General features: G+C 66.6%; 14 protein-coding genes. 9 read left to right on the top strand and 5 right to left on the bottom strand.

The window, feature by feature from the left end; genetic code table 11:
• The first annotated feature begins 7 nt into the window (after positions 1 to 7).
• Positions 8 to 1,195, top strand: a complete 1,188-nt coding sequence (metK, locus tag GSQ92_RS08085; RefSeq protein WP_159013347.1) for a methionine adenosyltransferase — start codon at positions 8 to 10, stop codon at positions 1,193 to 1,195.
• A gap of 16 nt (positions 1,196 to 1,211) precedes the next feature.
• Positions 1,212 to 1,916, top strand: a complete 705-nt coding sequence (locus GSQ92_RS08080; RefSeq protein WP_158805913.1) for a tRNA (guanosine(46)-N(7))-methyltransferase TrmB — start codon at positions 1,212 to 1,214, stop codon at positions 1,914 to 1,916.
• Here GSQ92_RS08080 and GSQ92_RS08075 read toward each other — a convergent pair.
• On the bottom strand, positions 1,900 to 3,030 hold the full coding sequence (locus tag GSQ92_RS08075) for an acyltransferase (protein ID WP_158805914.1): 1,131 nt from the start codon (positions 3,028 to 3,030) through the stop codon (positions 1,900 to 1,902). The genes GSQ92_RS08080 and GSQ92_RS08075 overlap by 17 nt on opposite strands.
• A 55-nt stretch (positions 3,031 to 3,085) precedes the next feature.
• Positions 3,086 to 3,736, bottom strand: a complete 651-nt coding sequence (locus tag GSQ92_RS08070; protein ID WP_254065951.1) for a YbhB/YbcL family Raf kinase inhibitor-like protein — start codon at positions 3,734 to 3,736, stop codon at positions 3,086 to 3,088.
• Positions 3,737 to 3,993: 257 nt separating this feature from the next.
• On the opposite strand from GSQ92_RS08070, the gene rimP reads away from it, so the two are divergent.
• From rimP to hutH, 7 genes are all read left to right on the top strand, one after another.
• Positions 3,994 to 4,557, top strand: a complete 564-nt coding sequence (rimP, locus tag GSQ92_RS08065) for a ribosome maturation factor RimP (RefSeq protein WP_158806093.1) — start codon at positions 3,994 to 3,996, stop codon at positions 4,555 to 4,557.
• Between the two features lie 58 nt (positions 4,558 to 4,615).
• Entirely contained in the window at positions 4,616 to 6,211 is a 1,596-nt protein-coding gene (gene nusA, locus GSQ92_RS08060; RefSeq protein ID WP_158805916.1) for a transcription termination factor NusA, read from the top strand.
• The gene (locus GSQ92_RS08055) at positions 6,192 to 6,818 is read left to right on the top strand and encodes an RNA-binding protein (RefSeq protein ID WP_158805917.1); all 627 of its coding nucleotides are present in this window, start codon (positions 6,192 to 6,194) and stop codon (positions 6,816 to 6,818) included. Before nusA ends, GSQ92_RS08055 begins: the two co-directional genes overlap by 20 nt.
• Before the next feature lie 16 nt (positions 6,819 to 6,834).
• The gene (gene infB, locus GSQ92_RS08050; RefSeq protein WP_158805918.1) at positions 6,835 to 9,444 is read left to right on the top strand and encodes a translation initiation factor IF-2; all 2,610 of its coding nucleotides are present in this window, start codon (positions 6,835 to 6,837) and stop codon (positions 9,442 to 9,444) included.
• Complete coding sequence (gene rbfA / locus GSQ92_RS08045; RefSeq protein ID WP_254065930.1) at positions 9,441 to 9,854, top strand: 30S ribosome-binding factor RbfA; 414 nt, start codon at positions 9,441 to 9,443, stop codon at positions 9,852 to 9,854. The genes infB and rbfA overlap by 4 nt, the downstream gene beginning before the upstream one ends.
• Before the next feature lie 285 nt (positions 9,855 to 10,139).
• Positions 10,140 to 11,141, top strand: coding sequence for an ornithine cyclodeaminase family protein (locus GSQ92_RS08040; RefSeq protein WP_158805920.1), 1,002 nt, complete (start codon positions 10,140 to 10,142; stop codon positions 11,139 to 11,141).
• Positions 11,142 to 11,146: 5 nt separating this feature from the next.
• Positions 11,147 to 12,670 carry a histidine ammonia-lyase gene (gene hutH / locus GSQ92_RS08035; protein WP_158805921.1) on the top strand — a complete coding sequence of 508 codons (1,524 nt, stop codon included), beginning with the start codon at positions 11,147 to 11,149 and terminating at the stop codon, positions 12,668 to 12,670.
• Between the two features lie 186 nt (positions 12,671 to 12,856).
• Here the strand turns inward: hutH and GSQ92_RS08030 are convergent, their stop codons facing one another.
• From GSQ92_RS08030 to topA, 3 genes are read right to left on the bottom strand one after another with little or no spacing between them, the layout of a single operon-like run.
• Positions 12,857 to 14,362 (bottom strand): S41 family peptidase, encoded by a 1,506-nt coding sequence (locus GSQ92_RS08030; protein ID WP_158805922.1) that lies wholly within the window; start codon positions 14,360 to 14,362, stop codon positions 12,857 to 12,859.
• Positions 14,359 to 16,635, bottom strand: a complete 2,277-nt coding sequence (gene rnr / locus GSQ92_RS08025) for a ribonuclease R (protein WP_158805923.1) — start codon at positions 16,633 to 16,635, stop codon at positions 14,359 to 14,361. The genes GSQ92_RS08030 and rnr overlap by 4 nt, the downstream gene beginning before the upstream one ends.
• 9 nt (positions 16,636 to 16,644) lie before the next feature.
• Positions 16,645 to 19,380 (bottom strand): type I DNA topoisomerase, encoded by a 2,736-nt coding sequence (gene topA / locus GSQ92_RS08020; protein WP_158805924.1) that lies wholly within the window; start codon positions 19,378 to 19,380, stop codon positions 16,645 to 16,647.
• Position 19,381 lies beyond the last annotated feature (1 nt).

The raw sequence follows: 19,381 nt of genomic DNA, 5'->3' as shown, positions 1-19,381 counted from the left end.
GTAAGCAATGCGTGACAGCGGCGAGTATCTCTTCACGTCGGAATCGGTGTCCGAAGGCCATCCGGACAAGGTCGCCGACCGTATCAGCGACACCGTGCTCGACGCCTATCTGACTGCCGACCCCTATGCGCGCGTCGCCTGCGAAACTTTGGTGACCACGAATCGCATCGTGCTAGCCGGCGAGACCCGGGGACCGGATACCATCACGCCCGAATATCTCGCCCATCTCGCGCGCCTCGCGGTGCATGATATCGGCTACGACCAGTCCGGCTTCTCCTGGCGCAATGCCCAGGTGGATGTGCATCTGCATGCCCAGTCCGCCGATATCGCGGTGGGCGTGGACGCCGCCGGCAACAAGGATGAGGGCGCCGGCGACCAGGGCATCATGTTCGGCTATGCCTGCCGCGAGACCGAGGATCTGATGCCCGCGCCGCTGTACTATGCGCATCTCATCCTCCGCCGGGTCAGCGAAATGCGCCGCAACAAGGATCTGCTGGTCGCCGGTCTGCAGCCCGACGCCAAGAGCCAGGTCACGCTGCGCTATGTTGATGGCAAGCCGGTGGGCGCCACCAGCATCGTCGTCTCGACCCAGCACGACGAGGGCGTCAGCCAGAGCAAGATCAAGGGCATGTTGTTGCCCATTATCGAAACCAGCTTGCCCGCCGGCTGGATGCCCCCTGAGAAAGAAATCTACATCAACCCGACCGGCAGCTTCGTGGTCGGCGGCCCGGACGGCGATTGCGGCCTGACCGGGCGCAAGATCATTGTCGATACCTACGGCGGCGCGGCTCCGCATGGCGGGGGCGCCTTCAGCGGCAAGGACCCGACCAAGGTCGATCGCTCGGCCGCCTATGTCTGCCGCTACCTCGCCAAGAACGTCGTCGCCGCCGGCCTCGCCGAGAAATGCACGCTGCAGATCAGCTACGCCATCGGCGTGTCGCATCCGCTCTCGGTCTATGTCGATCTGCATGGCACCGGGAAGGACGTCGACGAGAAGAAGCTGGAGCGCGTGCTGCGCGAGCTGGTCAATCTCTCGCCGCGCGGTATTCGCGAGCATCTCCACCTCAACCGCCCGATCTACGCGGTGACCTCGGCCTACGGCCATTTCGGCCGCACGCCGGATGAGGAGAAGGGCACCTTCACCTGGGAGCGGACCGATCTCGAGGGACCGCTGAAGTCCGCCTTCGGACGCTGAACCGGCGGCTTGCGGGTTGATCGCGTCGGTCAAGCCGCAACCTGACCGGCTTTACGGTCGCCAGCGCAGCCATCCGCTCAGGGCGCGGCAGGAATGGCTGATGCAGGTCGTCCTGCCGGTCGCGGCTTTCGCGGCCGAGTGCGCGACCGATCCGCGGCGAGCCTTTCCGGCCTCCATAGCTGAGGTCTGGCTGGAAGTCGGTTTCGGCGGCGGCGAGCATGCGCGCGCGCTTGCGGCAGCGCACCCCACCGCGGGGCTGATCGCCTGCGAGGTCTTCGAGAACGGGCTGTGTTCGATGCTGTCCGCCCTCGTCCCGGATGACGGTTCGGAGAAAATTCCGCTCTTGCCCGCCAACCTCCGGCTTTGGAGCGACGACGCACGGACGTTGCTGGCCGCATTGCCCGCCGGGTCGCTGTCGAGACTATTCCTGATGTTTCCCGATCCCTGGCCGAAAACGCGGCATGCGAAGCGCCGCTTCATGCACCCGGCCAACATCGCCTTGGCGGCGCGTGTGTTGCGGCCGGGCGGTCTCTGGCGAATCGCGACGGACGATCCGACCTACCAGGACTGGACCACCGAGGTTCTCGCCACGCAGCAGGATTTCGACGTGCCGCCGCCCGCGACCGAACGGCCCGACGGCTGGCCGCCAACCCGGTACGAGGCGAAGGCCGCTTTGGCTGGACGGCCGTCGCTTTACTGGAACCTTACCCGCCGGCCGTGATCGGGGCTGGTCCGCGGACTTTCGCCCAGTTTTGGCCGGGCAGCTCAATGAGATGGTGCAGTAGCCAGGCGGCCAGGATCGGCAACAGGATCGCCGGCGGCACCCAAAGCCAGACGAAACGCCAGGGATCGCCACTTGCCAGATTGCCCGCCGCCAGCATCAACGCGCGCTGAACCGGCGCGTGGATGAGGTAAAGCGGGTAAGAAACAGCGCCGAGCCACAGAAGCGGCGGCAGGCACAACAGTCTCCTCGTCAGCCGGCCTACTGCGCTCTGAGCCCACAAGCTCGTCAGGCAGACCGCCCAAAACAAGGGCGCGCCGATTTTGGCGAACCCTCCGTCGAAGACAGCCGATAAAATGCATCCAATGAGGGCAACGGCGAAAAGCCCGCTCGATTTCGCCTCTCGCCGCGCCAGCGCATCACTCGCGACGCCGAGCGCGAAGTAGGCGGCCTCTTGCGGCAGGAAGGCACGGCCGAACTGCCACTCGGGCGGCAGCAACTCCAACGCCCGGCCCGCGATGCTCAGGATCAGCAATCCGGCGACCAAGGGCGCAGGGCGGGGGCGCCGAAGAACAAGGATCGCGGCGAGGCACAGATAGAACTGCCACTCCGTGCTGAGGCTCCAGGCCGGTCCGAGGATGGAAAACTCGGCATCCGGCAGCATCGCCGGAGGGAAAAGGCCCTGCGCCATCATCAGGTGGACGGCGAGATGCGTCATCGCCTGCGGCGGCCAGCCGGCGGCCACGATGTCGCGCGCCTCCGGCCGGCTCAGGGCGGGCAGCACGGCGTAAGGGTCGCCGAGCGATAACGCCGCGCATGCCGCCATCAGCGCGACGAGGTAAACCGGCAAGAGTCTCGCCGCCCGCGCGCGCAGAAAAGCCATCGCGACGGTCCGGCCAGGCCGCTCGCTTTGCCAGCGCCGCAGCGAGCGGAAGATCACCATGCCGCTCAGGATGAAGAAGACATCGACTGCCGCCCGGCCATGCGAGGCGCCTCGCGCCAGCCAGCCCAGCCATGAGGTTGCCGGAACGAAGGGCATCGTGTGGCCGAGCAGGATGTAGACGGCGAGGATACCCCGCAGCCCGTCCAGGCTTCTCAGTCTGTCCGTTGCCATCTGGCAACGATATCACGACCTGATTATGCCGTGGAGTGGCGTCCCAGCCGTAATTTCAGTGGCGGCTGTAGTGCGGCGTCAGGCTGGCGTGGCCGATGGCATGGCGGCGGAGGTAGATCGCGATGGCATCCGCCGGTTCGCCGTTCTTGAACGGCATCTGCGCCTGGGTCAGCGCCCAGACGGTGATGAGGTAATGATGCGGCAGACTGCCGCGCGGCGGGCAGGGGCCGCTATATCCCAAGACATTGAAGCTATTGACCGCCTGACGCGCTCCCGTAGGCCGCAACGCCGGATCGAAATCCGCATTCTGTGCCATGTCAGTTGTGGCGGCGGGAATATCGAACAGGATCCAATGCCAGAGCACGCCGACCTTGGCATCCAGATCGGCCATGGTGACCGCGAAAGCGGCGGTGCCGGATGGGGCATGGGCCCAGGTGAGCGGCGGCGACTGGTTGGCGCCCGAGCACCCACCGCGATTGGAGATCTGTAGCGGCGGCATGGCCGCGTTATTGTGCACTGCTGAGCTGCTCAGGCTGAAGGCGGCTCCCGTCGCCGCGGCCGAGGGAGTGCGCGCGGCCAATCCCAAAGCGCTCGTGAGAATCACGAGTCCCAGGACCAAACGGCGAAACCCGAGACGGTTCAGCAGCACATCCCGGCAATGCCGCGACAAACCGCTTGGCACGCCGCCGGGTTGCGAGTTATACATCACGCAACAAACACTCCCGCATATAATGGGAACAGATCACCGACCTAGAAAAGGGTGGCCAAGTGGCCGCCTTTTTTATTTCGTTTTCGAACGTTACGTCCCCCGGCCCGCATCTAGCGAGGGCCGGAAGCGCTTGGCAAGAGCGGTGGGATGAAGCTTGGCTATCCGGACAGCCGACCCGCTGCGCGCCGATGGCGCTTGCACCGGGATGATTGGATGTCTATATGCCCCTCATCCAATCATTCATGTCAGATCGAATGGGGGTGGCCCAAAAGGCCGCCTTTTTTGCATTGAGCAACGAAGACAGACCACACCACACCGGGATCGAAGCCCGAATCGCCGATATCGTGGAGCCTCGGCTGGCCGCGATGGGCTATGAGCTCGTGCGGATCGCCTTGCTCGGACGGGAGAGGCCGACCCTGCAGATCATGGCGGATCGCGCCGATGGCGGCTTGATCGCCGTCGAGGATTGCGAGGTGATCAGCCATCAGATCGGCGCCGTGCTCGACGTCGAGGATATCGTGCCCGGCGCCGCCTGGACGCTGGAGGTCAGCTCGGCGGGCATCGACCGCCCTCTGACACGGGTGCGGGATTGGAACCGTTTCGCCGGACACTCGGCCAAGGTCGAGATGTCGGTGCCGACTCTGGACGGCCGGAAGCGCTTCACCGGCACTTTGCTAGGCGCTGCTGGCGGCGAGGGCCGGCTGAAACTCGACGACGGAACCGAGGTTGTGGTGCTGCTCGCCGATATCCGGCGCGCGCGACTCGTTCTGACTGACGCCCTGATCGCCGCGACGGCCGCGCCGCCGCCGGTGAATTGATCGCCTAGCCGGCCGGCCCTGCCGACCGAATCGAGACCTGAGTGAGAGGCCACGAGTGATGGACACCGCGATAGCCCGCCCCGAATTGCTTTTGGTCGCCGACGCGGTCGCGCGCGAGAAGTCGATCGACCGCGACGAAGTCCTGGAAGCCATGGAGCAGGCCATTCAGAAAGCCGGCCGCGCGAAATACGGCCAGGAGAAGGACATCCGCGCCACCATCGACCGCAAGACCGGCGATGTCCGGCTGTCCCGCTGGACCGAGGTCGTGGAAACCGCGGAGAATGAAGACACCCAGATCCCGCTGCATATCGCGCTGAAGTTCAAGCCGGAGATCACGCTCGGCGAGTTCATCGTCGATCCGCTGCCGCCAATCGATTTCGGCCGTATCGCGGCGCAGACGGCCAAGCAGGTCATCGTCCAGCGCGTGCGGGAATATGAGCGCAAGCGCCAGTTCGCGGAGTTCAAGGACCGCGTCGGCGAGATCATCAACGGCGTGGTGAAGCGCACCGAATACGGAAACCTCATGGTCGATCTCGGCCGTGCGGAGGCCTTGCTGCGCCGCGACGAGCTGATTGCTCGCGAGAGCTTCCGCAACGGGGACCGCGTGCGCGCCTATATCTATGATGTCCGCGAGGAGCCGCGCGGGCCGCAGATTTTCCTGTCCCGCACGCATCCGGGGTTCCTGGCGAAGCTCTTCGCGCAGGAAGTGCCGGAAATCTATGACGGCATCATCGAGATCAAGGCCGTGGCGCGTGATCCCGGCAGCCGCGCGAAGATGGCGGTGATCAGCCGCGACAGTTCGATCGATCCGGTCGGCGCTTGCGTCGGCATGCGCGGATCGCGCGTGCAGGCCGTGGTGCAAGAGCTGCAGGGCGAGAAGATCGACATCATTCCCTGGAGCCAGCAGGCCGCGACCTTCGTCGTGAATGCCCTGGCCCCCGCCGAAGTTACCAAGGTGGTGATGGAGGAGGAGACCGGCCGGGTCGAGGTTGTGGTGCCCGATACGCAGCTTTCGCTGGCCATCGGCCGGCGCGGCCAGAACGTCCGGCTGGCGAGCCAGCTTACTCGCTGGGACATCGACATCCTGACCGAGGCTGAGGAGAGCGAGCGCCGGCAGGAAGAGTTCCGCCGCCGCTCCGGCCTTTTCGTCGAGGCGATGGACGTGGACGACGTGATCGCGGGCCTTTTGGTGACCGAGGGATTCACCACTTTGGAGGAGCTTGCCTTCACGCCCCTAGACGAATTGGCTGATATCGAGGGCTTCGACGAGAGCGTCGCGGCTGAGCTTATCCGCCGTGCTGAGGAAGCCCTGGTCCGTCGCAACAATGAGTTGGACGAGAAGCGCTTGTCCCTCGGCGTCACCGATGACGTCGCCGCTTTCGAGATCTTCACGCCGGCTATGCTGGTCACGCTGGGTGAGAAAGGCGTCAAGACTCTGGATGATCTCGCGGACCTCGCGTCGGACGAGCTTATTGAGATTCTCGGCACCGCCGCGCTCGATGAGGAAGCGGCGAATGAGATCATCATGCAGGCCCGCGCTCATTGGTTTGAAAATGAAGAGGGTGGTGAGGGCGTCGCGGATGAGGATGCGGATGACGTGACGCCGGGCGAAAACCCGGAAAGCGGGGAAGCGGTTGCCCACGACCGAAACTGAAACGACGGAGGCGGCTGACAACGACGCGGAAGACGAGAGCGGCCCGTCTCGCCGCTGCATCGTGACGCGGGAACGCGGTCCGGCGGAGACGATGATACGATTCGTTGTCAGCCCGGACCGCATAGTCGTGCCGGATATCTTGGCAACCCTGCCTGGGCGGGGAATGTGGTTGAGCGCGCGGGGCGATGTGTTAGAAACCGCTCTCGCTCGCAAGGCCTTCGCCCGGGCGGCCCGTGCGGAGGTGATTATCCCCGCGGGATTGCCGATGATGATCGAGACGGCGCTGTTCCGCAGGGTGCGGGACCTTCTCGGTCTGATCCGACGTGCGGGGCAGGCGGTCAGCGGCTTCGAGAAGACGCGGGAATGGCTGGTACTGCAGCGCGCGGCGCTTGTGGTTCAAGCATCTGACGGTAGCCCAGACGAGCGGGCAAGAGTTTTGAGTGGACGAGACGTGCCTGTGATCGCGCCGCTGCTGGCCCAGGAACTCGGGCAGGTATTCGGTCGGGATCGCGTTGTGCATGTGGCGGTGGCGGCTGGACGTTTGGCCGCGACGTTACGGACTGAGGATGGACGCTTGACCGGCATGCGCCGGTCGATTGCGGGCTGATTAAGCGGGCGGGTGAATGAGCGATACTAAAGATCAAGACGGCAAGGCGCGTCTGTCCCTGCGTCCCGCGGGGCGGCTGGAACTTGGGCGGACGGTCGATGCCGGTTCTGTCCGGCAGAGCTTCAGCCATGGACGTTCCAAGGTGGTGCAGGTGGAGGTGCGCAAGAAGCGCGCGGCCACGGCTCCGCTGCCGGCGGGGCCTACGCCTGCGGGCACGACCCCAGCACGGCCCAGTGGTGGGAGCCGGGGCCCAAGCGGTGCGCCAACCCGCGCGCTGACAGCGAACGAGCTTGCCATCAGGCAGCGCGTTCTCGCCGATCAGCAGCGCGACACCGCGAAGCGCGAGGCCGAGGCACGTGAGCAGGAGAAGATCTCGATCCTCTCCGCCGCCGAGGAAGCGCGCCGCCGTGAGGATGACGCGAGGCGCGCGGCCGAGGAAGCCGAACGCATGAAGGCCGAGGAGGCTGCGCGCGCGATCGCCGAGGAAGCTGAGCGGCGCGCTGCCGCTGAGGCTCACGAGCGAGCTGCCGCCGCACCTGTGCCGGTTGCCGATCAGCCGGTGGCGCCGCCACCGCCGCGTCCCGCGCCCGGTGAGACTCTGCGTCTCAAGACACCCTCTCGCCCCGGCGAGGAGGATGAGGATCAGCGCCCGGTTCGCCGTCTCGGCGTGCTGGTGCCGCCGCGCAAGCCGGCCGTCGTCGCGCCTAAGAAGGGTGCCGATGATCGCCGCCGTACCGGCAAAATCAATGTTCAGGCCGCGATCGAGGGTGACGACGAGCGGGTGCGCAGCATCGCCTCGATGCGCCGCCAGCGCGACCGTGAGCGCCGTCAGCAGGAACTCGAGCGTCTGCGCGCCGATCAGGTGAAGGTGGTGCGCGATGTCGTGCTGCCGGAAGCCATTACGGTGCAGGAACTCGCCAATCGTATGGCCGCGCGGGCCGGCGATGTGGTCAAGACGCTGATGCGGATGGGCGTGATGGCGACCATCACCCAGAGTATCGATGCCGACACCGCCGAACTCGTGGTGCAGGAATTCGGCCATCGCGTGAAGCGCGTGTCCGAAAGCGATGTCGAGATCGGTCTCGAAGGCGCGGATGACGAGGACGTTGACCTCATCAAGCGCGCGCCTGTTGTGACCGTCATGGGCCATGTCGATCACGGCAAAACGAGCCTGCTCGACGCGCTGCGCCGGACCGATGTCGCGGCCGGAGAGGCGGGCGGCATCACCCAGCATATCGGCGCCTATCAGGTGACGCTGCCTTCGCAGGAACGCATCACCTTCATCGATACGCCTGGCCATGCCGCCTTCACGGCGATGCGGGCACGCGGCGCCGGTGTCACGGATATTGTGGTGCTGGTCGTCGCGGCGGATGATGGCGTGATGCCGCAGACGATCGAGGCGATCAGCCATGCCAAGGCCGCGCATGTGCCGATCATCGTCGCCATCAACAAGATGGATAAGCCGAGCGCCAACCCCGAGCGCGTGCGCAACGAGCTGTTGCAGCACGAGATCGTGGTCGAAAGCCTCGGCGGCGATACGCAGGAAGTCCATGTCTCGGCGCTGAAGGGCACGGGTCTCGACAAGCTCGAGGAAGCGATCCTCGTCCAGGCCGAAATCCTCGACCTGCGCGCTAACCCCGATCGCGATGCGGAAGGTACTGTGATCGAAAGCCGCCTCGACCGCGGGCGTGGTCCGGTCGCGACGGTGCTGGTCCAGAAGGGCACCTTGTTCCAGGGCGATATCGTGGTGGCCGGCGCCGAATGGGGCCGGGTGCGCGCGATGCTCGATGCCAGCGGCCAGCCGGTGAAATATGCCGGTCCGTCCATGCCGGTCGAGGTGCTCGGCCTGTCGGCGGTGCCTTCCGCCGGCGAGCCCTTCGTGGTCGTTGCCGACGAGGCGCGGGCACGCGAAGTCGCCGAGTTCCGCACCCGCAAGGCGCGCGACAAGGTGACGGCGGGCCAGATCGCGGGCCGCGGCACGCTCGACCAGATGCTCGCCCGCATCCAGGCCGGCGTGCAGAAGGAAGTCGGTGTGCTGATCAAGGCCGATGTGCAGGGCAGCGCGGAAGCGCTCCAGGCCGTCGTGCTGAAACTCGCCAATGAGGAAGTGAAGGTTCGCGTGCTGCTGGCCTCGGTGGGTCAGATCACCGAGAGCGACATCCAGCTCGCGCGTGCCTCGAACGGCATCATCGTTGCCTTCAATGTGCGTGCCACCGTGCAAGCGCGGGAACTGGCGACGCGTGAGGCGGTCGATATCCGCTACTACAGCATCATCTACGATGTCGCCGACGACATCGAGAAGCTGGTGCGTGGCCGGATGGCACCGATCGTGCGCGAGAACTTCCTGGGCTACGCGCAGATCCGCAAGGTCTTCGACATCACCAAGTCCGGCAGGGTTGCTGGTTGCATGGTGACCGAGGGTCTGGTCCGCCGTGGCGCCGGTGTCCGCCTGCTGCGCGACAATGTGGTCATCCACGAGGGCGATCTGTCGCAGCTCAAGCGCTTCAAGGACGATGTCCGCGAAGTGGCGCGCGGCTACGAGTGCGGCCTGTCCTTCGCCGGGTTCCAGGACCTGCGTGAGGGCGACATGGTCGAGTGCTACGAGAGGGAACTCGTTCCGGCGTGATTGCCGAAGCTCCGACCCAGAGACAGCTTCGCGTCGGCGAAGAGATCCGCCACATCCTGGCGGGTCTCTTCGCGCGCGACATGATCCGCGAGCCGTCTCTCAATGGTGTCACCATCACCGTCACCGAGGTTCGCGTAAGCCCGGATCTCCGAAACGCGACGGCTTTCGTGACGCGTCTGGGGCGGGATGATGTGGACAAGCTGCTGCCAGCGTTGAAGCGCGCCGCGCCTTTTCTGCGCGGTCAGGTCGCGAAGGCGATCCGTTTGCGTGTGGCGCCCGAACTTTCCTTCCAGGCCGACACCTCGATCGACTACGCGATGCAAGTCAGCGCGCTGCTGCACCGGCCCGAGGTCGCACGCGATCTAGGCGCGGACGAGCAGCCTGCCGAGGGCAAGACTTCCACCGGTTAAGCGGCAGCTAGACCAGGCTCTCTCTGGTGTGAACCCTGCTCATGCCACCGCGTCATCCTCGGCGAAGGCCGAGGATCCACGCCTTGCCTTCGCTTGCGTGACGAAGGCAAGGCGTGGATGGCATGCCTTCGCATGCCATGACGGCGCTTTGAGGCACGGTTCAGTATCAAATCATCACGCTGTAGGCAGCGTGGCCGCACGTTTCGCATGCGGCCACGCTGATTGGTGGATGGCATCAAACGCGATAGCCTCGGCCTGACGCAATCTCAGTCCGAGGAGCCGCGCGTGGCGCCGATCTACATCACCTACCTCAATCGCCTCGATATCGAGGAACTCAAGATCACCGATGAGGAAATCCTGACGGCGATCGAGACCAGTCTCGCGACGCAAGGGCGCGGCGAAGCGGTGATCGAGCCGCGCATGCATCTGGAGCCGAAAGTCGCGAATGGCCATTTCAACGTATTGCGCGGTGCGCTGAAGGCTCCGATCGATTTGGCGGGCGTCAAGGTGGTCGGTGATTTCGTCGATAACTACAAGCTGGGCTTTCCCTCCGAACTCGCGGTGCTGTTGTTGCTCGACCCCGCGATGGGCGCGCCGAAAGCGATCCTGGACGCGAGCGGCATCACCGATATGCGCACCGGCGCAGTGACCGCGATCGGTGCGAAGTATCTGGCGCGCAAGGACGCCAAGGTGCTCGGCCATATCGGCGCCCGTGGCACAGCTTATTGGAACGTGCGCCTGCTCAACCACCTCTTCGACTTCGACGAAATTCGCATTCATTCCCGGCGCCGCGAGAGCCGCGAGGAGTTTGCCGAGCGGCTGCGCCAGGATCTCGGCAAGCCCGTAACCGTCACTGAGGATTGGCGAAGCTGTGTCGAGGGCGCCGATATCGTGGTCGAGGCTTCGCGGCTGAGCGAGCCGCAGCCGCTGCTGCTCACCGAATGGATCAAGCCCGGCGCGCTTGTTGTGCCCTACGGCACAATGAGCGCTGTCGAGTTGTCGCTGACCGACATCATGTCGAAGCTCGTGGTGGATGACTGGGGCCAGTGCAGTGGCGGGAAGTTCGGCAGTCTGCGCGCCCATGTCGAAAGCGGCCGGTTGTCCGAGGAAACGCTGTATGCCGAGCTTGGGCAGATCGTCGCCGGTCTGCGCCCCGGCCGGGAACGCGAGGATGAGACGATCCTGCTTTGGCATCGCGGGTTGTCGCTGTCGGATATCGCACTGGGTCATGCGATGCTGGAGAAGGGCGCGCGCCTCGGCATCGGCCAGCGCCTGCGTTTCGCCTGAATCCGATGGACGCGCTCGAAATAGGGACCGTTCCACTGCGTCCGCGCGCGGTCGCGGTCGCGGCGCGATCGGGGCTGGCGGTGCGCCTGCATCCGGCGGCCTGGGAGCGCATCGTGACGGGCCACGAGGCACTCGGCCGGCTGATCGTCTCGGGCGACGCGATCTATGGTGTGAGCACGGGTTTGGGCGCGGTCGCGGATACCCGCATCGCGCCGGACGGTGATGGGGTGCAGCGCCGTGTTGTGCTGGGGCGCATGGTCGGCGTCGGACCGCGCGCATCCGCCGAGCAAGTGCGCGCGGTGATGCTGGCGCGCCTCGCCGGTTTCGCCGAGGGGCGGTCCGGCGCTTCGCCGGAAATCGTCGCGGCCTATATCGGTCTGCTCAATGCCGGCGTCATCCCGGTCATGCCGCTGATCGGCTCGGTTGGCGAGGCCGATCTGGCGCCGCTCGCGCATATCGCCGGCGTATTGGCTGGGGCAGGCGAGGCGATGATCGACGGCGAGGCCCTGCCCGGACCCGAGGCGCTTGCTCGCGCGGAGCTTATCCCGCCGGTGTTCGGCGTGAAGGATGGTCTGGCGCTTGTTTCGTCCAACGCCGTGGCGACCGGTCTCGGCGCCCTGATTCTGGCGGATGCGGAGCGGCTGTTCGGTGCGTGGCTGGCCGCGGCGGCGCTGAGCTTCGAGGGCTACCGGGCGAATCTGGCGCCGCTCCACCCTCAGGCGGCGGCGCTGCGCCCCGCGCCAGGGCAGGGCGAGGTGGCAGCAGCACTCCTCGGCCTGTTCGAGGGCGGCGACCTCGTCCTGCCGGGCGCCGCGCGAAAGCTGCAGGATCCGCTGAGTTTCCGATGTGTGGTGCCGGTTCTGGGTGCCTGCCTCGCCGCGCTGCGTGGCGCGACGGCGGCCGTGGAGCTGGAACTTAATAGTTCGGACGACAACCCGGCGATCATCGCGGCTGAGGGAGCGGCGGACGACGCGGTGCAGCCGAACGCCAACTTCGACACGACGCACCTGGCGCTGGCTTTCGAAACCCTGAGCCTGGCTGTGGCGCGTGTGGCATCGGCGCAAGCCGCGCGGATCCTCAGGCTGATGTCGGCGGAGTCGAGCGGCCTGCCGCGATTCCTGTGTTCGGCGCAGGACGGGCGGAGCGGTCTGGCCGGGGTGCAGAAAACCGTGGCGGCGCTGGTGGCGGAGATCGGGCAGCGCGCTGGGCCGATGCCGATCTGGTCTGTGCCGGCAGCGGATGGCGTTGAGGATTATGCCACCATGGTCGTCTCGACGCTGGGCAAGCTCGGCGAGTCGCTGGAACGCCTGCGCTTGCTCTGCGGCATCGAATTGCTGGTGGCGGCGCAGGCTTGCGACCTGAGGTCTGAATTGCGGCTCGGCCTGGGCACCGCCGCCGTGCGGCGCGCGGTGCGGGGCACGGCGGCGATGCTGCTGGAGGATCGTCCGATCGCCCCGGACATCGAGGCTCTGGGTGCGCTGATCGCCAGCGGCCGGTTCGACGATTTCGCGGCAGGGATGTTTCGCTGAGCCTGACGATCCAAGGCTGCGGCGCGACCCAAAATGTCCGTCATGGCATGCGAAGGCATGCCATCCACGCCTTGCCTTGGTGGAGCAAGCAAGGCGTGGATCCTCCGCCTTCGCGGAGGATGACGTGGTAAAATGCGAACGCTCAACTGAAGACATCCCGCTGAGCGGATAGCCTTGCCTCGCGACCTATCGCAGGCTGGCCTGCGCGGCGGCGTAGGCGGCGGGCGTGGTCAGCAGGAACTGCGCCGCCTGGGAATCGAGCGCGGAGCCGAGCGCGGCGGGACAGGCCTGGCGGATCTGGAGAATGCGGCTCAGCGAAATGCCGGGACGAGCCGCGCGTGACGCATTCAGGGCCCCGGCAAGAACCTGCGTGCCGTCGGCCAGGGACTGCAGTGCCGCCTCCACCTGATCGGCGCCGCCGCTGGTGCAGACCTGCGGCATCACGCCCAAGCCCTGCAACGGCCAGCCCAGCGGCGCCAGCACGCGCGCCCAGGTGACGAGCAGATCGCCGCCATCCGGTAGCGCCGTGCCGGTCTGCACGAGACCTTTTCCCAGCGTCGCGCTGCCGACCACCACCGCGCGGCGGTTATCGGCCAGCGCCGCCGCCAGCACTTCGGCGGCGCTGGCGGTACGGCCATCGACCAATACGATGATCGGCAGGCCGCTCGCGGTATCGACGCCGCTGCCGCGCCAGAGCTGGTTGGCCGCGGGGTCACGGCCGATGGTGCTCGCGATGGTGCCGGAGACGACCAGCGTGCCCGCTATCGCGACCGCCTGGTCGAGCAGCCCACCGCGATTGCCGCGCAGGTCGAGGACGATGCCGCGAACGTTGCCCGTGGAACTCGCGATGGCCTGGCGCAGATGCTGGGCGGTGTTGCGCTCGAAGCCGGCGATCTGGATCGTGAGGATGCCGTTTTGCAGAGCCGGAAACACCGTCTCGGGCAGCAGGGCGGCGCGCGGCACCGCGATATGAACCGGCCGCCGGCTACCTTGGGGCAGGATGACAAGGTCCGCCGTACTGCCAGGCGCGCCGCCCAGCCAGTTGTCCAGCGTCGAAAGCGCTTGCCCCCGCGTCCGGTGGCCGTCGATCGACAGCACGCGGTCGCCGACGGCAAGGCCCGCTGTCGCCGCTGGCCCGCTCGGATCCACGCTCTCGATCGACGCGCCGCGCCCCCGCGAACCAAGCGCGAAGCCCGGTCCCGCCGAAAGCCTGTCGGGATCGGAGTCGCCGGGCGCGATGTAGCGGGAATAGGGGTCGAGATGGTTGAACAGCTCGTCGAAGAAACTCGTGACGATGCCAGTGGTGCCGGCGCTCGCGATGGCGGGCGAGACCTGCGTCGCCTTGTCGCAGAGCGTGGCGGCGATATTGCCCCAGCTAGCCGCATCGGTTGGCGGCGGCAGCGGCAGGGTGAGGACGGTCTGGTTGCGGCTGATCAGGTTGATCGCGGTGCTGCTCAGGGTCGGGCCAACAAGGGGGTCGAGCGCCGTGAGCCCCCGCAATCCCCATAGCGTCAGATTGGCCATCGGGATCGCGTTCAGCGTGCGCGGCGCCATGAAGGCGAAGGCGGCGCCATAGACCTGCGCGGCGAGTCTCGGGTTCCAGCCCTCGGCCGCCACGGGAGAACCGCTTTGGGCTTCGGCCGTGACCGGAAAGGCGAATAGCAGGAGAACGAGGAAGGCGCCGCGCCTCACCGGCGACCCGATCGCGGAACCGCCGAGCCTTGGCCGGATTTTGAGCGAGGCTGAGGCCGCCCGCCCTCGCTTCCGCGCGAACCGTCCGTGATCTGGAACAACAGGCCCCCCGTCAGTGGCCGCGCTTCCACCAAACGCACCGCGACAGTTTGCGCGAGGTGATAAACGACCCGGCTGCGGCGTCCGCTCAGGCTCTGGGTGGCTTCGTCATACATCCAGAAATCATCAGGGAGAGCAGAGAGCGGAACCATTCCGCTCGCACCGCTGTTAGCCAATGTGACGAAAATACCAAAGCGCGTAACGCCAGAAATGCGTGCGTCGAAGATGAAGCCGATCTTTTCCGCCATAAAAGCCGCCATGTAGCGGTCAGTCGCATCGCGCTCGGCCTGCGCGGCGCGGCGTTCAGTGGTGGTGATGTGTTCGGCGGTATCCTCGAGTCGGGCTTCCTCATCCGCCGTCATGCCGTCATCGCCGAGCTTCAGCCCTTTGATGAGCGAGCGATGCACCAGCAGGTCCGCATAGCGCCGGATCGGGCTGGTAAAATGCGCGTAGCGGGTGAGGGCGAGGCCGAAATGGCCGATATTCTCGGGGCTATAGGCAGCCTGGGATTGGCTGCGCAGCACTGCCTCATTGACCAGCGGCGCCTCCTCCGTCTCCGCGACGCGTTGCAGAACGGCGTCTAGGTCGCGCGGATGCAGCTGGTCACCGGGCGGCAGGGAGATGCCCATGGAATGGAGATAGGTGCGGAGCCCTTCGAGCTTCTGTTCCGATGGCGGCGCATGGACGCGATAGACCACCGGGCGCTGTAACCGCTCCAGCTCCTCGGCGACCGCGATATTGGCGAGAACCATGAACTCTTCGATGAGCCGATGGCTGTCGAGGCGCGGGCGGCGGGAAACGTTGGCGATTTTGCCTTCCTCGTCCAGCGCGACCTTCCATTCGGGCAAATCGAGGTCGAGCGTGCCGCGTGCCTGCCGCGCCCCGAGTAGCAGGCGGAACGCGCCATAGAGATCGTCGAGCGGTAGGCCCGGCGTTTCGCGCCCGGCGTTATGCGCTTCCTGAACCTCCTCATAGGTCAGGCGGGCGGCGCTGCGCATGAGGCCTCGGCCGAAGCGATGGGAGAGCTTGCGGCCGTCTCGGGCGATGCGCATCTCGGCAAAGAGGCAGGCGCGGTCCTCGTTCGGCCGCAGGCTGCACCAGCCGTTGGAGAGCGCCTCCGGCAGCATCGGCACGACGCGATCGGGGAAATAGACGGAATTGCCCCGGTCACGCGCCGAGCGGTCGAGCGGCGAATCCGCCCTCACGTAATGCGCGACATCGGCGATGGCGACGAATAGGCGATAGCCGTCGCCATCGGGCGTGGCGAATACGGCATCGTCGAAGTCCCGCGCATCGGCGCCGTCGATGGTGACGAGGGGAATGTCCCGCAGATCCTCGCGGCCGTCCGGCCCGACGCCGCGCGCGCGTTCCGCCTCGGCGACCACTTCATCGGGGAAGCTGTCGGGAATGCCGAGAGTCGCGATGACCAGCAGGCTAACGGCTTTCGCGGCGCCGGCATCGCCGAGGCGTTCGAGCACGCGGGCGGGTTTGAGGCCGAGACCGCCATGCGGCAGGGGCTCGGCGCGGACGATCTCGCCATTCTGGGCGCCGCCATCCTCGCCAGGCGGCACGATCCATTCGGCCTTCACCTTCTTGTCGGTGGGCTCGATCCGCATGAGGCCGCCTTTGCGGCGGAAAACACCGATGACGCGGCCGGGTGTCGCCTCGATGCGCTTGAGGGTGCGGCCCTCAAACTTCCGGGCGCCGCCACGGCCCTCGCCGATCGGCTTGAGGCGGGCGAGAACCTTCTGGCCGGGCGCGAGCGCCGGTTGGCCGCGTGCCTCGGGCTGCATGAAGATCGCGGGAGGCGGGCCGTCGCCACGCCAGCCGATGGGGCGGCCGATGGCGTCGCCCTCGCTGTCGATGCCGGTGATCTCGACCATCACGGCTTCCGGCATGCCCTCGCCGCCGCGCCGTGCCGCGCTTCCCGAAGGTGCGGTGAAACGCTTGTGTCCGGCGGGGGCCGCTTCGCCGCGCGACGCCAGTTCCTTGAGCGCGGCGCGCATCTCGACACGGTGCTCGGGACCCAGCCCGAAGGCGCGCATTGCCTCGCGTTTGCCGACGCGGCCGGGGGCCTCGGCGAGGAAGGCTCGGAGCGCGTCTCGGCTGGGGAAGCTGCGCGGCTCGACCGGGAGTTTGGCGGCTGCCTTGGGCTTCTTCCGCGCGGTCTTCATACGGTCTTGCTACTGCGCTGCGCGGCGGGGAGGCGCCTTGGTCGCGGCTTTCCGGGCGGCGGGTTTCGCTGTTTTGCCAGCGGGCTTGGGGGTCGCTGACTTAGCCGCCGGTTTGGCGGCGGCTGTCTTTTTGGCTGGAGCTTTGCGCGGTGTGGCGCTCGGTGCCGCTGTCTTTGCCGCAGGCTTGGCCTTCGCCTTCGTTGACTTCGCACCACGCGCACCGGGCTTCGGCTTGAGTTCTTTGCCCTTCTCGGCGAGCAGCGTGACCGATTCCTCAAGCGTGATGTCTTCCATCGCGACGCCGCGCGGAAGGTTGGCGACCATCTTGCCGTGCTGGAGATAGGGGCCGAACCGCCCCTTCTTGACCATCACCGCCTCGCCATCCTTGGGATGGGAGCCGAGCGCGCGGACGCTCGCCAGCTTCTTCGCCAGCAGATCAACGGCGCGATTGGCGCCCACGCTCAGCACATCGTCGTCGCGGTCGAGCGAAGCATAGACGGAGCCCATGCGGATATAGGGTCCGAACCGGCCGACGCCGGCTTCCATGGGTTCCTTCGCCTCGGGATGCAGGCCGATGAGGCGGGGCAGGCCCAGCAGGCCGATGGCCTGTTCCAGCAATATCGTCTCACCATCCACGCCGCGCGGCAGGGACATGCGCTTGGGCTTCTCGGCTTTCTTGCCCTTGGTCTCCGACGGCGGCGGTTCGCCTTGCTGGACATAGAGGCCGTAGGGACCCCGGCGGACCGTGATCTCCTCGCCAGTCTCGGGCGAGCGGCCGAGCACGCGCATGCCCTCCTTCAGCGTCTCCTCGCCCTCCTCGCCGCCATTGATGGCGAGGCGGCGGGTATATTGGCAGGCAGGGTAGTTCGAGCAGCCGATGAAGCTGCCATGGCGCCCGAGCTTCAGTCCGAGGCGGCCATTGCCGCAGGCCGGGCATTTGCGCGGATCGCTGCCATCGGCGGGCGGCGGAAAGAAATGCGCGCCGAGGTCATTGTCCAGCGCATTGATGACGTCGGAGATCTTGAGGTCCTTGGTCTGGTCCACGGCCTCCGAGAAGTCGTGCCAGAAGGCCCGCATCACTGCGCGCCAATCGGCTTTGCCGTCCGAGATCTCGTCGAGCTTCTCCTCCAGCGAGGCGGTGAAGCCGGTATCGACGTAGCGGGTGAAGAAGCTGGTGAGGAAGGCGGTGACGAGCCGGCCGCGATCCTCCGGCACCAACCGCTTGGCGTCCATTCGGACATAGTTGCGGTCGCGCAGCACCGAGAGGGTGGAGGCATAGGTGGAGGGGCGGCCGATGCCGAGCTCCTCCATTTTCTTGACCAGGCTCGCCTCGGTGAAGCGGGGCGGCGGCTGGGTGAAATGCTGGCTGGCCTTGACGCCACGGCGGGTGAGGGGATCGCCCTCCACCATGGCGGGCAGCACGCGGCTTTCGTCGTCTTCTTCCGACTGGTCGTCCCGGTCCTCGCGGTAGAGTTTGAGGAAGCCGTCGAAGGCCAGCAGGGAGCCGGTTGCGCGCAGCACGGTGCCCTGGCCGTCGGCGATGTCCACGGCCACCTGATCGAACTCGGCATGGCTCATCTGGGAAGCGACGGCGCGTTTCCAGATCAGCTCATAGAGCCGGGCCTGGTCATGGCTGAGGCGCCCGGCGACATCCTGCGGGCGGCGAGAGACATCGGTCGGGCGGATCGCCTCATGCGCTTCCTGCGCGTTTTTCGCCTTGGTGCTGTATTCGCGCGGGGCGCCGGGGATGTAGTTGGACCCGAATTCGGCCTTCACATGATCGCGGATAGCATGCACCGCCTCGCGCGCCATCTGCACGCCGTCGGTCCGCATATAGGTGATGAGACCCACGGTCTCGCCGCCGACATCGATACCCTCGTAGAGCTGTTGCGCGATGCGCATGGTCTGCTGCGCGCCGAAGCCGAGCTTGCGGCTCGCCTCCTGCTGCAAGGTCGAGGTGGTGAAGGGCGCGCTGGGATTGCGGCGGACACGCTTGCGCTCGATCTCGGCGACCGAGAAGGTGCCGGCTTCGACCGCCGCCTTGGCGGCCTCGGCGGCGGCGGAATTGGGCAGGTCGAACTGGTCGAGCTTGCGGCCCTTGAGGGTGGTCAGCCGCGCGGTGAAGGGGGCGCCGGCGGGCGTCGCCATCTGCGCTTCGATCGACCAGTATTCGCGTGCCCGGAAAGCCTCGATCTCGGCCTCGCGCTCGCAGACCAGGCGGAGGGCGACGGATTGCACGCGGCCGGCGCTGCGGCTCCCGGGCAGCTTGCGCCAGAGCACCGGAGAGAGGGTGAAGCCCACGAGGTAATCGAGGGCGCGGCGGGCGAGATAGGCCTCTATGAGTGGCTGATCCAGCTCGCGCGGCTTGCCCATAGCCGTTGTCACGGCGTTGCGGGTGATCTCGTTGAAGGTCACGCGATGGACGATCTTGCCCCGCAGCGCGTTCTGGTCCTGCAACATGGCGCGGACGTGCCAGGAGATCGCCTCGCCCTCACGATCCGGATCGGTTGCAAGGTATAGGGTGCCGGCGCCCTTGAGGGCGCGGGCGATCACGGCGACCTGGCGGGCACCGCGCTCATCCGCTTCCCAATCCATCGCGAAGTCCTGGTCCGGCCGCACGCTGCCATCTTTCGGTGGCAGATCACGCACATGGCCGAAGCTGGCGAGGACGGTGTAGCCGTCGCCCAGATACTTGTTGATCGTCTTAGCCTTAGCGGGGGACTCGACGACGACGACGTCCGGCATA

Origin of the sequence: Acidisoma sp. S159 (assembly GCF_009766125.1) — a bacterium.
Classification (GTDB): domain Bacteria; phylum Pseudomonadota; class Alphaproteobacteria; order Acetobacterales; family Acetobacteraceae; genus Acidisoma.
Note: the sequence above shows the minus strand (reverse complement) of the source record. Positions and strands in the feature narration are given on the sequence as shown.